18 protein-coding genes and 5 tRNA genes are annotated in these 13,489 nt (G+C 59.2%); 18 read left to right on the plus strand and 5 right to left on the minus strand.

From position 1 onward, the window contains the following. Positions 1-85: 85 nt before the first annotated feature. Both I6L35_RS17125 and mtgA read left to right on the plus strand, forming a co-directional pair. Positions 86-412, plus strand: coding sequence for an HI1450 family dsDNA-mimic protein (locus I6L35_RS17125; protein ID WP_005352317.1), 327 nt, complete (start codon positions 86-88; stop codon positions 410-412). 62 nt (positions 413-474) lie between these two features. Continuing rightward, positions 475-1,188 (plus strand): monofunctional biosynthetic peptidoglycan transglycosylase, encoded by a 714-nt coding sequence (mtgA, locus tag I6L35_RS17130; RefSeq protein WP_123174166.1) that lies wholly within the window; start codon positions 475-477, stop codon positions 1,186-1,188. Positions 1,189-1,191: 3 nt separating this feature from the next. Here mtgA and I6L35_RS21270 read toward each other — a convergent pair whose 3' ends face one another. Then, positions 1,192-1,320, minus strand: a complete 129-nt coding sequence (locus I6L35_RS21270) for a hypothetical protein (RefSeq protein ID WP_256689486.1) — start codon at positions 1,318-1,320, stop codon at positions 1,192-1,194. Between the two features lie 147 nt (positions 1,321-1,467). Between I6L35_RS21270 and I6L35_RS17135 the strand changes: the two genes are divergently transcribed. Beyond that, positions 1,468-1,791: an HI1450 family dsDNA-mimic protein gene (locus tag I6L35_RS17135; RefSeq protein ID WP_005336851.1), complete on the plus strand. Its 324-nt coding sequence runs from the start codon at positions 1,468-1,470 to the stop codon at positions 1,789-1,791. 55 nt (positions 1,792-1,846) lie between these two features. Here the strand turns inward: I6L35_RS17135 and I6L35_RS17140 are convergent, their stop codons facing one another. Together I6L35_RS17140 and I6L35_RS17145 are read right to left on the minus strand one after the other, a co-directional pair. Further along, entirely contained in the window at positions 1,847-2,158 is a 312-nt protein-coding gene (locus I6L35_RS17140) for a DUF1289 domain-containing protein (protein WP_021229998.1), read from the minus strand. A gap of 1 nt (position 2,159) precedes the next feature. Next, entirely contained in the window at positions 2,160-3,020 is an 861-nt protein-coding gene (locus tag I6L35_RS17145; protein ID WP_005336853.1) for a S1 RNA-binding domain-containing protein, read from the minus strand. Between the two features lie 231 nt (positions 3,021-3,251). Here I6L35_RS17145 and I6L35_RS17150 point away from each other — a divergent pair, with 231 nt between their 5' ends. The 4 genes from I6L35_RS17150 to I6L35_RS17165 all read left to right on the plus strand — a co-directional run bounded on the left by I6L35_RS17150 (position 3,252) and on the right by I6L35_RS17165 (position 5,635). Then, on the plus strand, positions 3,252-4,466 hold the full coding sequence (locus I6L35_RS17150) for a UPF0149 family protein (RefSeq protein ID WP_216978852.1): 1,215 nt from the start codon (positions 3,252-3,254) through the stop codon (positions 4,464-4,466). 170 nt (positions 4,467-4,636) lie between these two features. Next, positions 4,637-5,101 (plus strand): MarR family winged helix-turn-helix transcriptional regulator, encoded by a 465-nt coding sequence (locus I6L35_RS17155; protein WP_005345795.1) that lies wholly within the window; start codon positions 4,637-4,639, stop codon positions 5,099-5,101. 2 nt (positions 5,102-5,103) lie between these two features. Next, the gene (locus I6L35_RS17160; RefSeq protein WP_204383253.1) at positions 5,104-5,292 is read left to right on the plus strand and encodes a DUF4250 domain-containing protein; all 189 of its coding nucleotides are present in this window, start codon (positions 5,104-5,106) and stop codon (positions 5,290-5,292) included. A gap of 163 nt (positions 5,293-5,455) precedes the next feature. Then, a complete protein-coding gene (locus I6L35_RS17165; protein ID WP_005345799.1) occupies positions 5,456-5,635 on the plus strand; it encodes a hypothetical protein in 180 nt (59 codons plus the stop codon). 168 nt (positions 5,636-5,803) lie between these two features. Here the strand turns inward: I6L35_RS17165 and I6L35_RS17170 are convergent, their stop codons facing one another. Continuing rightward, entirely contained in the window at positions 5,804-6,391 is a 588-nt protein-coding gene (locus I6L35_RS17170; RefSeq protein ID WP_005336864.1) for an FMN-dependent NADH-azoreductase, read from the minus strand. 226 nt (positions 6,392-6,617) lie between these two features. On the opposite strand from I6L35_RS17170, the gene I6L35_RS17175 reads away from it, so the two are divergent. From I6L35_RS17175 to I6L35_RS17190, 4 genes are all read left to right on the plus strand, one after another. Beyond that, on the plus strand, positions 6,618-7,508 hold the full coding sequence (locus I6L35_RS17175) for a DMT family transporter (protein WP_216978853.1): 891 nt from the start codon (positions 6,618-6,620) through the stop codon (positions 7,506-7,508). 85 nt (positions 7,509-7,593) lie between these two features. Beyond that, positions 7,594-8,772, plus strand: coding sequence for a formate-dependent phosphoribosylglycinamide formyltransferase (gene purT, locus I6L35_RS17180; RefSeq protein WP_216978854.1), 1,179 nt, complete (start codon positions 7,594-7,596; stop codon positions 8,770-8,772). A 126-nt stretch (positions 8,773-8,898) separates the two neighbouring features. Then, the gene (gene hxpB, locus I6L35_RS17185; protein WP_139478532.1) at positions 8,899-9,558 is read left to right on the plus strand and encodes a hexitol phosphatase HxpB; all 660 of its coding nucleotides are present in this window, start codon (positions 8,899-8,901) and stop codon (positions 9,556-9,558) included. 271 nt (positions 9,559-9,829) lie between these two features. Beyond that, positions 9,830-10,033: a CPXCG motif-containing cysteine-rich protein gene (locus I6L35_RS17190; protein ID WP_005336871.1), complete on the plus strand. Its 204-nt coding sequence runs from the start codon at positions 9,830-9,832 to the stop codon at positions 10,031-10,033. A gap of 174 nt (positions 10,034-10,207) precedes the next feature. On the opposite strand, the gene I6L35_RS17195 is transcribed toward I6L35_RS17190, so the two are convergent. Further along, entirely contained in the window at positions 10,208-10,825 is a 618-nt protein-coding gene (locus I6L35_RS17195) for a riboflavin synthase subunit alpha (protein WP_216978855.1), read from the minus strand. Between the two features lie 132 nt (positions 10,826-10,957). Here I6L35_RS17195 and I6L35_RS17200 point away from each other — a divergent pair, with 132 nt between their 5' ends. The 7 genes from I6L35_RS17200 to I6L35_RS17230 all read left to right on the plus strand — a co-directional run bounded on the left by I6L35_RS17200 (position 10,958) and on the right by I6L35_RS17230 (position 13,331). Beyond that, positions 10,958-11,164, plus strand: coding sequence for a YaeP family protein (locus I6L35_RS17200; RefSeq protein ID WP_005345813.1), 207 nt, complete (start codon positions 10,958-10,960; stop codon positions 11,162-11,164). Between the two features lie 149 nt (positions 11,165-11,313). Then, positions 11,314-12,693, plus strand: a complete 1,380-nt coding sequence (locus tag I6L35_RS17205; RefSeq protein WP_040069252.1) for an MATE family efflux transporter — start codon at positions 11,314-11,316, stop codon at positions 12,691-12,693. Between the two features lie 159 nt (positions 12,694-12,852). After that, positions 12,853-12,929, plus strand: a tRNA-Val gene (locus I6L35_RS17210). 12 nt (positions 12,930-12,941) lie between these two features. Beyond that, a tRNA-Val gene (locus I6L35_RS17215) sits at positions 12,942-13,018 on the plus strand. A gap of 18 nt (positions 13,019-13,036) precedes the next feature. After that, positions 13,037-13,113, plus strand: a tRNA-Val gene (locus I6L35_RS17220). Between the two features lie 26 nt (positions 13,114-13,139). After that, positions 13,140-13,216: transfer RNA gene (locus I6L35_RS17225), tRNA-Val, on the plus strand. Between the two features lie 38 nt (positions 13,217-13,254). Next, positions 13,255-13,331, plus strand: a tRNA-Val gene (locus tag I6L35_RS17230). The last annotated feature ends 158 nt before the right edge of the window (positions 13,332-13,489 follow it).

Genomic DNA, 13,489 nt, shown 5'->3' on the forward strand with positions numbered 1-13,489 from the left:
GGGGTCTGCCGACAGCTAGAATAGCGCCGCCCCGCAGACAGTGTCTGTGCTGGTACCTTTTTCTCTTTTCTGGAACAGACCGCTTATGTCTATGAATGACGAAATGCACAGCGTCGAGGAACTGCTCGATACCGCCCTCGAACTCTTTATGGAGCTGGCCTCTGACAACCTGCCGGAGCAGGAGATCGCCCGTTTCAATCAGGAGTTCAACGACCGCGGCCTGCTGGCCGAAACCGACCCGGCCGATGACTGGGAAGCGGACGTGGGTTTTGCGGTGAGCGACACCGACTATGCCGAGATCTGGGTAGGCCTTGGCAATGAAGAACAAGAGTATGAGCACCTGTTTGCCCGCATGCTGCTCTCCCGCCGTGTTGACGAGAAGTTCTGCCACATCGAATGGCTGCCCCAATAATTCCGGATCCCGATGATCCCAGCCACTATCAGTGGGAGTCAGCCCCTGCTGCCGTGGCCCCCGTGCGCCCATCTGCATCCCTTGGGCGCCGGGTGTTGAGGTGGGCAGGCAAGATCGCGCTGGCCGGGCTGCTCTGCTCGGTCGGCTCGGTCGCCTTGCTGCGTTTTATCGATCCGCCGATGTGGAGCTGGCGTATCGAGCGGGCCCTCTTTCCGCCCGCCAAGATCACCCAAGTACGCCATCAATGGGTAGATCTGGAGTCCATCTCCAAGGAGCTGCAACTGGCGGTGATCGCCGCCGAGGATCAGCGCTTTGCCGATCACAACGGCTTTGACATGGATGCCATCAACGCCGCGCTCAAGCACAACCAGCACAGCGAACGAGTGCGCGGTGCCAGCACCCTCAGCCAGCAGACCGCCAAGAACCTCTTTATGTGGAGCGATCGCAGCTTCCTGCGCAAGGGGCTGGAGGCCTGGTTTACCCTGCTGATGGAGCTGGGCTGGGACAAGGCCCGCATTCTCGAGGTCTATCTCAATATCGTGGAGTTCGGCCCCGGCATCTATGGCGCCGAAGCCGCCGCCCGCACCTACTTTGGCAAACCGGCCAGCCGCTTGACCCGCTACGAGTCATCCCTGCTGGCTGCAGCCCTGCCCAATCCGTGGCGCTATCGGGTCAAGCCCCCGTCACCCTATGTGCAGAAGCGCTCGGTCTGGATCCGCCGCCAGATGGGACAACTGGGTCAGATCACCCTCAATCGGGTGCATCAGGCCGACTGATCCTCAGGGCTCATCGGGTTTCTCCGGTGGGCCCAGATGACCGCCCACCATCTCGCGGTGGAGTGGCAGATAGTGCCACCACCAGGCCTCGCGCCGTCGCTTGATCTGTTGCCGCCGTCCCCGCTGCTTCATCCCCTTACTCCCTGCCAGCTGATCCGCGCCTTAACCATACTCCCCCAACGGCAACTTGGACAGGTCAGGCACGCCCGGCGCACTGGTCTGGCCGCCACAGCCAATAATTGTTACAGTAGCGAACCTCGATGTATCTGGAGTGATTTCATGGAACAGCGTACCCCGGATCAGCTGGTCGAATGGGCCTATGATCAGTTTCTTGAGCAGGCCGCCGATATGCTGGCCCCCGAACAAATAGTCGACATCACCCTGGAGTTTGAGCAGCGTGGCGCCGTGGAGGCGACCCTGCCCAATGCCGACTGGTCGACCGAGCTGGGTGAGCCGGTCGATATGGAGCGCTGGGTCGAAGTGTGGGTAGGTTTGCTGGATCATCAGGATGAGTTTGAGGTGATCTTCGCCACCTTCCTGCTGCCCCGTCTGTTGACCGAAGATCAAGTCCATGTGCGCTGGCATCGCCAGCAGCAGGCATAAAAAAGGCGCCATCGGCGCCTTTCTTGTTTCTGTGCACTCTTATTGCTGTTCTCTGCTAATCCTGAGCCGCGATGGCCTTGGCCAGACAGCGGCGGCACCAGCAAGCGCTGGCCTCCTGCATCGGCAGTACCGGTAACTGGCTGCACCAGCACTGCGCAATGGTCTGACCGGCAGAGACGGCGCAATAGGCCGGTTCGCCACAACCTGGGCAGCGGTGGGTGCTTTTCGAGCCATTCAGCTCGGCCATCACCGCCAGCTGGGCCTTGCTATCCATCGCCGACCAGTGGCCGATCTCGCTCAGGGTGCGGCCACAACCAAGGCAAAGCCCATCTTTCGCCTTGCAGAGGCCAACACAGGGGCTCGGCATCTTATTCGCTATCCACTGCCGAGTCGGTCTCTGTGGCCACCAGAGTGATGGCGTTATCTTCGATGACGATCTTGCCCTGCTTGTAGAGGCCTCCGATCGCCTTCTTGAAGGTGCCCTTGCTCATGCTGAACAGCTTGTAGATGAGCTCGGGTTCGCTCTTGTCACCCACCGCCAGACTGCCGCCCTGTTTTTTCATCCGGCTCAAAATGCGTTCACCGGCGTCATCAACCCGCGCCAGACCCGGCTTTTGCAGGGTCAGATCGAGCTTGCCATCTTCGCGCACCTGCTTGACCCAGGCGGTTTGCGGCCGACCGGTCATCACCCGGCCAAACACCTCGTTCTTGAACAGCATGCCGGGATACTGACCGTTGACGATCACCTTGATACCTAGAGGAGAATGCTCCCCCGGCAGCGCGGTCACTTCGTCACCGACCTTGAAGTTGCTGCCGGCCGGGGTCAGGAAACGCTCGATGCGGCTGGTGCCGACCATGCGCCCTTCGTTATCCAGTTGCAGACGCACCAGATAAACGTGGCCCACCTGCATCGGCTTGTTCTGCTCGCGGCTGGGCACAAACAGATCCTTTTTCATGCCCCAGTCGAGGAAAGCACCAATCTTGTTGGCATTGACCACTTTCAGACCGGCAAATTCGTCCACCATGGCAAATGGCTTGTCGGTGGTGATCACCGGCTCGCAGTCGGCATCCAGATAGAGGAAGACCTGCACGCTATCCCCCTCTTTCACCCCTTCCGGCAGTTGACGCTTGGGCAGCAGCAGTTCACCGTACTCATCGGCCGCAAGCCAGGCGCCGCGATCTTCGAGTTCAACAACGGTGAGGGTGTTCATCTTGCCAATCTGTATCATGGTGCTCTCTTTTCTCATTACCCGGATGGGCCAATTGATCATGGCCCCTATGGGCGCGCATGTTACCTCAAGAGCGGTGATCCGGCCTAGTCCCCAAGCCACCACTGGCCGCCCTTTCGCCCTTATCTTATCCGCCAATGGTGATTAAATCGCCAAACAGGCGGCCATTTGCTGTAAATAACCCCACTTTTAGGTAGACTTCGCGGCTGTTCAAATCCAGAGGAACTGTCGATGAACCCATCCACTCGTACCCGCCATCTTAATCAATGGATCCAGAGCCACAGTAATCAGGACATGACCTACCCAGCCCTGCACGGTTTTCTCTGTGCCCGTCTGGTAGGGCCAGAGACCCCTGACTGGCAACGCCCGCTGGCTGGATTGCTGGAACAGGATGCCGAGTTGGATGAAAAAAGCGCAGAAGCCCTCAACCATCTGATCGCCGAGCTGGAAGCCCAGGCCGACGACGCCCAGCTAGCCCTGCCGAGCCAATGCCGCCTGCCCAGCGATAACCCGGAGCAGGTGTTCGAGCAGAGCCATCCCCTCGGTCAGTGGTGCTACGGTTTCAGCCAGGGCTTTGCCACCTGGCCCAAACCGAAGGATTTGAACGACCCGACCACCCAGTACCGCTTCAGTCTGGCCGCCGAGTTGAGCCTGTTTCGCGACAAGCAGATGACCCAGATGCTCTATAGCGCCGCCGCCAGCGAACTCCCCTTTGTCGAGTTCTGCAAACGCCAGCGCCAGAACATGAAAACCGCCCTCAACCAGCTGCTCAACCTCGACCAGTATCAGGCAGCCCCCAGCGCTGATGTCGCCCTCAATGGCGAACAGGCCCAACAGTGGCAGACCTGGTTCGAACTGGCCGACAGCTGCCGCGATCATCAGGCCCGCCTCGGCTGGTTCGAGAAGATCATCGCCGATGCCACGCCGCTCTTTGATGAAGCCTTCTGGCAGCAAATCGCCGGCCATGGCTGGAGTGCCCCCGAGCTGCGCCCCCTGTTGGCCGCCAGAGCCGGCCGCGCCGACTGCCTGTTGCGCCTTGGCAAGCTGGGTGAAGCCAAAGCGGAGTATCTGGATCTGCTGACGATCTGCGTGGCCGATGAGCTGGGTTGCCGCTACAACCTCTCCACTCTCTATGCACTGCAAGGGGATTGGCAGGCGCTGGCCGCCCTGCTGGTGCGCTTTGATGAAGCTTCCAGCTGGTTGCTATACAACAAGGCGCTGATGCTCTTTGCCACCGAGGGTGCCGAGGCAGCCAAGCCCCATCTGCTGGTCGCCATCGAGGCCAACCCGCACATCCCGGCCTGCCTGCTGGGTCAGCGCAAGCTGCCCAAACAGGAGCCGCAAAGCTGGCAAGCGGGCAGCCGTGACGAGGCCGCGCTCTACGCCATCCACACTCGCGAGGCTTGGCTCAAGCAGAACGCCCTCATCTGGTTGCGTAAAGGCTGAACAGCGTTGGCTTAAAATCCCGTCGGTCAGACCCGGTTTTTCCTTGAGGGCGTGCGCCACCGCACATTTCATCGCAACCGGGTCAGACAAATCAGCTTGAGTTTCGTATCATCAATGTCAAAGTATCAAAAGAAACTGCATCTGATGCAGCCGTCACAGCAGGGTGTAATATGTCAAAAATCATAGCGTTACTCGCTCACTACCCGCCCTATCAGTTGGTACATGCCGCCGAGATGCTACGGGATACCTTCGAACAGTTTTATGAACAGCGTTACCAGCTGACCGTGCCGCAATGGCGCCTGATGATGGTGCTCGGCCCCAACTACCCCATCAGCCAGAAAGAGCTGGTCGAGGCGAGCGGCATGGACAAGGTGCGCATCTCCCGCGAGATCCGCCGTCTGGTCGAAAAAGGGATCATCTTCACCGAGAGCAGCGAGCAGGACAAACGCATCAGCCTGGTCTCCCTCACCAATGCCGGCCAAGCGCTCTTCCTGCAGCTCAAGAGCGAAGCTGGCAGCTGGCAACATACCCTGACCGACTATCTGCCGAGCGAATCCCGCGAGGCGATCCGCCAGCATCTGCACAGCGTCAGCGCCGCCATCGAGCAGCTGCAGTCACTGGATCGGGAGAAATAATCATGGATTTGAAAAAGTTCGCCACCATGGATATCAACATGCTGTTGAGCGTCGTCAATATGCAGCTGCGTGATCACTATGACGACCTGGATGATCTCTGCAAAGCGCAGGAGATCGATCAGGCGGCACTGGAAGCGCGGCTCGCCAGCGGCGATTTTCACTACCAGCCAGCGCAGAAACAGTTCAGATAAAGAGAGCTAGCGGGATCGGGATCACAGCGCCAGTGATGGCGCTGGCTCTGCGGTAAAAACCTGATATGGTCTGAAGAGCCCCAACAGGGTGATGCACGGATACATCACCCTGTCACAAGAGGGCATTAAAATCGTTTCAGGTGAGCAAACCAAGGATGACCCCATGATATTGATGACCCGACAGAGCCTGTTGATCACACTCTGTACCCTGTTGATGATCAGCCTCTTCACGCCCCACTTGCCGCAAAGTACCGAACAGTGGCTGACCACCCTCTTGCTTGGCCTGCTGGTCACGGTGGCATTGCTGCTGGTGCGTGGTTGTCGCCGCTTTATGATGGAGTAGTGACTCCGCCAGAGCGTCTATACCGACCGCTTGCCGCGATACTCTCTGTAGCAGCAACGTCTGTCGCAATCATATCTAACCAAAAAACAAACGCAGCCTGATGGCTGCGTTCTTGTATCTGGCGGGGCAACCCCTTGAAGAGATAACCCCAGACGGGATAGAGAGCCCTTAGATAGCCAGAGCCTCAAGCTGCGCTTTGGCCGCTTCCATCCCCTTGCTCTGGGCATCCGGGCCCATACCCATCCCCTCTGCGTAGATGAAATCCACCTCTTTGATACCGATGAAACCGAGCACGGTACGCATGTAGGGAGTGACCAGATCGGTGGCGCTGCCGACGTGCATGCCGCCGCGGGGGCTGATCACCAACGCACGAGTATTTTCAACCATACCGACCGGACCGGTCTCGGTATAGCGGAAGGTGACGCCAGCGCGAGCCACCAGATCGATCCAGTTTTTCAGCTGGGTCGGGATGTTGAAGTTGTACATGGGGGCCGCAATTACCACCAGATCGCTTGCTTTGAGCTCGGCGATCAGCTCGTCAGACTGGGCGATCACCGCCAGTTGACGCTCGTTCAGGTTATCACCACCGCGCAGGCCGGAGGCCAGCTCGCCATCCAGCACCGGCAGGTTGAGTGCTGCCAGATCACGCACGGTGACGACATCATCCTGATGGTCAGCCAGGAAGCCGTCGATCAGGGCGTTGGATTGGGAATATTGACCCAGGATGCTGGATTTGAGTACGAGGATATTGGCCATGGTGAAACTCCATTTGGTTGTCGGTTGAACAGCGTTGCTGTCGATGGAGGTCACTCTAAACATTGTGCTTATTTGCTGATAGCGAAAATAGATGCTCAACTTGTTCAAATTTTTTGATGCAAGGCCACTTCCTCGCCAGCCAACCCTGCGGCCGCGCTTCAACCCTTGGCAGAACAAACGATTGCCGTTATGATCCGCCGCACTTTTTTCCAGCGACCCGGATCCCATGATACCCTCGCGCAGGCACTCTCCTTTGGCCGGTGCAGTCTGGATGATGGTGGCAGGACTCTGCTTCGCCGCCGTCAACAGCCTGAGCCAGTATGTCAGCTTCAAGCTTGGCCTCCCATCGACCCAGGTCGCTTTCCATCAATACCTGATCGCCCTGATCTGCCTGCTGCCCTGGCTGGTTCGTCACGGCCTGCGCCAATCCCTGATGACCAATCAGTTCCGGTTGCACCTGTTGCGGGTATTGCTGGCAGTGATCGGCATCCAGCTCTGGCTCTGGGCACTGGCGTACCCCGTCCCCATCTGGCAGGGGATCGCTCTGCTGATGACCTCACCGCTGTTTGCCACTCTGGGCTCCGCCCTGCTGCTCAAGGAGCAGGTGAGCCGCGCCCGCATTCTGGCCACCCTGGCGGGCTTTGCCGGCGCCATGGTGATCCTCGCCCCTTGGACTGACGAATTCAACTGGGCCTCCCTGCTGCCGGTGGCAGCGGCGCTGTTCTGGGCCGGCTACTCCCTGATGGTGCGCTATCAGGCGGCCAACGAATCATCCCACACCATTGTGGTCTATCTGCTTATCTTTAGTACCCCGTTCAACATCATGCTGGCCCTGCCGGAGTGGCAGTGGCCAAGCGAGAGCCAGTGGCTGCTGGTAGCCGCCTCCGGCGTGCTGACGGCACTGGCCCAAATGTCCATCGCTCGCGCTTACAGCGTGGCAGAGGCCTCCTTCGTGCAGCCTTTCGATTTTGCCAAGCTGCCGATGAACGTGCTGGCGGGCTGGCTGGTATTTGGCTGGGCGCCCCCCGGCCGTCTGTGGCTTGGCGCCGCCATCATCATTGGCGCCATTACCTTGCTGACCCATCTGGAGCAGCGCGCTCACAAACCCGTTTCCTGAGGTACGCCATGCGTGCCTCTTTTTTTGTCCGCTATTCGTGCGATAGCGATCATCAACAATGACCATCGACATCAGGAGAGATCGTATGTTTGGAACCGCAACCCGCCCCGGCGCCACCCGTGCCCTGCTGCTGGGCTCCGGCGAACTTGGCAAAGAGGTCGCCATCGAGTTGCAACGGTTCGGGATCGAAGTGATCGCCGCCGACCGCTATGCCAACGCCCCCGCCATGCAGGTGGCCCACGCAGCCCACGTGCTGGACATGCTCGATGGCAACGCCCTGCGTGCCCTGGTTGCCGAGGTTAAACCCGACCTCATCATCCCCGAGATTGAAGCGATTGCCACTGATACCCTGGCTGCCCTTGAGCAAGAAGGGGTCAAGGTAGTGCCCAACGCCTGCGCTACCCAACTCACCATGAACCGGGAAGGGATCCGCCGCCTCGCCGCCGAGACCCTGGGTCTGCCCACCTCACCCTATCGTTTTGCCCAAAGCAAAGAGGAGTTTGTCGCCGCCGTCGAGGCTATCGGCCTGCCCTGCGTGGTGAAACCTGTGATGAGTTCGTCCGGCAAGGGGCAGAGTGTACTGCGCGATCTCGCCAAGCTGGATGAGAGCTGGACCTACGCCCAGGAGGGTGGCCGCGCCGGTCGTGGCAAGGTGATCGTCGAGGGCTTCGTTCCCTTTGAGTACGAGATCACCCTGCTCACGGTACGCGCCGTCGATGGCATTCACTTCTGCGACCCTATCGGCCACCGGCAGGAAGATGGCGACTACCGCGAATCCTGGCAGCCACAGGTGATGAGCGAGCTGGCGCTGGTCCGATCCAAAGAGGTAGCGGCCAAGGTGGTCGAGGCCCTCGGCGGTTACGGCCTGTTCGGGGTCGAACTCTTCATCAAGGGGGATGAGGTGTGGTTCAGCGAAGTCTCCCCCCGCCCCCACGATACCGGCATGGTGACCCTGATCTCGCAGGATCTCTCCGAGTTCGCCCTGCACGTGCGCGCCATTCTGGGGCTGCCGGTCGGCACCATCACCCAGTACGGGCCGAGTGCCTCCGCCGTGGTGTTGCGCGAAGGGCACAGCCAGGACATCCGCTATCAGGGAATTGGTGAGGCATTGGCGCTGGTGCCGGGCGCCCAGCTGCGGCTGTTTGGCAAGCCGGAGATCGCCGGTCGCCGCCGTCTTGGCGTGGCGCTGACCCGCGCAGCGGATTGCCAGGATGCGGTGGAAAAAGCCAAAGCTGTGGCCGCCAAGGTCGAAGTACTGTTCTAAGGGCTTTTTTGCCACAGCAAAACAAACGTTTGCCGATGTGATCGAGCGCAAGGGGCATGGCAATGCCCCTTTTGCATTTCCCCGTCAGGCTTATAATCCCCTCTTCAAATTTGTCAGGAGTACAAGATGTTAGCTGCCGTGATCTTCGATATGGATGGTGTTCTGATCGACTCGGAACCCTTTTGGCAACGGGCCCAAATCGCCGTTTTCTCCGAACTGGGTCACCCCCACACCGTCGAGGATTGTGAGTCGACCATCGGCGTGCGCATAGATCAGCTGGTTGCCCACTGGTATCGCCTGCGCCCGTGGAGCGGCCCGACTCAGGAAGAGGTGGTACAGCGCATTCTGGATCGGGTCAACGCCCTGATCCTCTCCGAAGGTCAGGCCAAAGCCGGTGTGCAGGAGGCGCTCGACCTTATCGAGGCCCGCGGCCTGAAAGTGGGTCTGGCGACCTCCTCACCCTTTGCCATGGTAGAAGCTGTACTCGGCAAACTCGGCATTCGCGATCGCTTTATGGCGGTTCACTCTGCGGAAATCGAGCGTTTCGGCAAACCGCACCCGGATGTCTATATCCACGCCGCCGAGAAACTGGGGGTGGAACCGGTGCACTGCTTGGCCATCGAAGACAGCTTTACCGGTTTGCTGGCGGCCAAGGCGGCCTCCATGACAGCGCTGATCGTGCCGGATCCCGCTTTAGTGGGCGACCCACGCTTGGCCATCGCCAACTACCAGCTCGGCTCGCTGGCCGAACTCAATGCCGACATGTTGGCCAGCTGGGTCAAATAGCGCCTATCGGCGCCTTGCTGCGCTCGCGTTCTCATATCCGCAGGGGGCTCCAGCCCCCTGTTATTGCCAAACAACCGTTGGCAATTCCCCTCTTTTCACCCGTCAATCACAACCGGATTGTGCTTATCGCACACGACCAGTCCAGCCGGTTTCACCTTGCCATCCCTCAGGCTTGATCTCTGTCATAAACGTGCGTTTGCTCGCGGTTAACCCCCTGCAGCCCGACTAGAATCAGGGTAGATAGGCGGCCTCAGGGCCCGAGGAGGTTATCATGATCGAGTACACCAGCAAGCGCATCGTCTGCCCCCACTGCGGCCACCATACCCGGGTCGAGCTGGATGCCAGCCAAGGTGATCAGGAGTTTTACGAAGATTGCATGGCCTGTTGCAATCCGATCCATCTGCGGCTTCACCGCGACGAAGCACGCGACTGTTTGCAGTTGTTTGTGGATGCAGACGACGAGCAACTGTTTTGATTACGAGTCACAAAAGGCCGAGCAGCTGTTTTGCATGCAAGTCGCAAAGAGCTGAGCAGATGTTGTGACTGCGAGCCATAAAAAGTTGAGTGGATATTTTCACCATGTAAATAACAAGGGCCTGCACACTGCAGGCCCTTGCTTATGAGGGGATTGAAACAGAGCCGTTTCCTTTCAGTTACCCCCGCGTGCCGCCAGCACCCGCTCCACGGTATCGACGATGGCCTGGGTCTGAGGATCGATCTCGATATTGGTCTGCCAGCCAGCCTTGGCCCAACCCAGGTTGGTGCGGGCCAAGGTCTCGGGGATCAGGTGGACGCAGAACTCCCGCTCACGCACCTCGCCGATGGTCAGACTGATGCCGTCAATGCCGATATACCCCTTGGTCAGCACATATTTCATCAGCTCGGGAGCAAGGCGATACCACACCTGACGGTTGTTGGGTGTGTCGATCACCGAGGTAACCTCTGCCATGCCGATGATATGGCCAGACATGGCATGACCGCCGATCTCGTCGCCAAAGCGGGCAGCCCGCTCCACATTGACCTTGTCCCCCACCTGCAGCTTGCCGAGGTTGGTCAGGCGCAGGGTCTCCTGCATCAAATCGAAGCTGACCAGCTCCCCCTCGACCCGGGTGACGGTCAAACAGCAGCCGTTGTGAGCGACCGAGGCACCGAGGGCCAACCCTTCCCCCCACTCCCGGCTGGGCATGCGGATCACATGGGTACGGAAGTTGGGTTGCTCTTCGATGGCCACCAGTTCGGCGGTCCCCTGCACTATGCCAGTGAACATCTCTCGTCTCCTGCTACGGCAAAAAGGGCAGGTTAACCTCGGGCAGAGGGTGAGACAAGGGTACAGGCTGACAAGCTTGCGCCCGATCGCTATAGTGACGCCGTTCACATCCGGGTAAACAAGGAAAAAGAAATGCAGGTATATCAATGTTGTGAAGCGATCCGTATCGCCTATAACCAGATTGGCTCCGGCGAGCAGGGCTATGTGCCAAACGCCATCGCCGCTACTATCCGCGCCCTCAACGCGGTCGCCGCTGATGAGCGGGTACCCGCCGAGCTGCGCGAGCAGGCTGCCTATGCCGCTGCCAACCTGCTGATCAGCGATCACGAAGACGCCTGATCCTGCCCCTTGGGGTGGCAACTATTTCGTCCTGGCTGAATTTCAGGCTAGAATGCCTCCCCCACCCTTTGCACTTTCGTCCGAAAGTGCAAAGGCTCTTCCCGATTTCCGCTCTTTTTTACTCTTATCTGATCCACTCGGAGGTGTCAGTGCAACGTTATTGGTCCGAGGCGAAGCAGCTCGTCCGTCTAGCCAGCCCCATTCTGGTCGCCCAGGTGGCTCAGGTCGCCATGAACTTCGTCGATACCGTGATGGCGGGTCAGGTGAGTGCGGTCGATCTGGCCGCCGTGTCGGTGGCGTCCAGCTTCTGGCTACCGGTGATCCTGCTGGTGCAGGGGATCATCATGGCGCTCACCCCCATCGTCTCCCAGCTCAATGGCGCCCGTAAACGCGAAGCCATTCGCCCGGCCGTTCATCAGGGTTTCTGGCTGGCACTGATCGTCACCCCGCTGGCGATGATTGCGCTTTATTACAGCCCGCTGGCGTTGCAGTTCATGGATGTGGAGCCTGTGATGGCCGCCAAGACCACTGGTTACCTGCACGCCATCCTGTGGGGCCTGCCCGCCTTCGTGATGTTCCAGGTGCTGCGCAACTTCAGTGAGGGGCTCTCCCACACCATGCCCACCATGGTGATCGGCTTTGTCGGGCTGGCGGTCAATATTCCCGCCAACTACATCTTCATCCACGGTCACTTCGGCATGCCCAAGCTTGGCGGGGTGGGTTGTGGCGTGGCCACGGCAATCGTGCTGTGGGCCATGCTGCTGGCGATGATCCTCTATGTGAAGCTCTCCCGTCACTTCACCGAGATCCGGCTCTTCTCCCAGCTGGCTCGCCCCAACGGCAGCCGGATCTGGCGCTTGTTCCGCTTAGGGTTCCCCATCGCCATGGCGATCTTCTGCGAGGTGACCCTGTTTACCGTGGTGGCCCTGATGCTGGCCCCCTTCGGCGCCGAGACGGTGGCGAGCCACCAGATTGCGCTGAACTTCTCCAGCCTGGTCTTTATGCTGCCCCTCTCCATCGGGGTGGGTGTCACCATCCGGGTCGGTCACAGCATCGGCGAAGGGCAGCCCCATCATGCTCGGGTGGCGGCTCGCACCGGTTTGATGCTGGGGATGGCCATTGCCGCTGCCACTGCCGCCATGACGGTGTTACTACGCGAGCAGATCGCCTCCATCTATACCGATGATCAGCAGGTGATCGTCCTGGCGGCCATTTTGCTGTTCTTCGCCGCCATCTATCAGATCTCCGACTCGGTACAGGTGGTCGCGGCCGCCGCACTGCGCGGTTACAAGGATACCCAGGCGATTTTCTACGTCACCATCGTCGCCTACTGGGGACTGGGGCTGCCCACCGGCATGATCCTGGGTCTGACCGACTGGCTGGTGCCACGGATGGGGCCGCAGGGTTTCTGGATCGGCTTTATCGTCGGCCTCACCAGTGCGGCCCTGATGCTGGGGGCAAGATTGCGCTACATCTACGGCCGTTTTGCCACTCCGGAGGCCTGCACTACCCTGTCGCGATCTCAGTAACAGGGCTTGGCAAGCGACAACTCGCCTGCAAAATCAACAGGCTGCGCAAGAACTGGGCAAACAGTCTCCTTTGTGCATATGGCCTGTTGACAGCCTTGGGGGGCATGGGTAGTATGCCGACCACGTCAGCAGCGCTGGCGTAGTGAAGTAAGAGAAAGTGGGTTTATAGCTCAGTTGGTTAGAGCACTACCTTGACATGGTAGGGGTCGTTGGTTCGAATCCAATTAAACCCACCACTTTTCTGTGATGCGTCCTTAGCTCAGCTGGTTAGAGCACCACCTTGACATGGTGGGGGTCGGTGGTTCGAATCCACTAGGACGCACCATTACAGAATACTGATTATGCGTCCTTAGCTCAGCTGGTTAGAGCATCACCTTGACATGGTGGGGGTCGGTGGTTCGAATCCACTAGGACGCACCATTCAGCATTGAAAGAAATGCAGATGTGGGTTTATAGCTCAGTTGGTTAGAGCACTACCTTGACATGGTAGGGGTCGTTGGTTCGAATCCAATTAAACCCACCACTTCTGCATAAAGAAATAAAAGTCGCATTGCGCACCCTGCGTCCTTAGCTCAGCTGGTTAGAGCATCACCTTGACATGGTGGGGGTCGGTGGTTCGAATCCACTAGGACGCACCAGATTATAAAAAGCCCGCTCATCGAGCGGGCTTTTTGCATTCTGCAATGCAGCCACTCCCCTGCCCCGCCAATCCGTTCAGCACTGTTCGGCAATGGCGCAAAGCCTTGTTCCCATAAAAAACTCGTGTCATCCGATGAACGACACGGGCCGGATAGAT

The organism is Aeromonas sp. FDAARGOS 1405 (assembly GCF_019048265.1).
GTDB lineage: Bacteria > Pseudomonadota > Gammaproteobacteria > Enterobacterales > Aeromonadaceae > Aeromonas > Aeromonas veronii_A.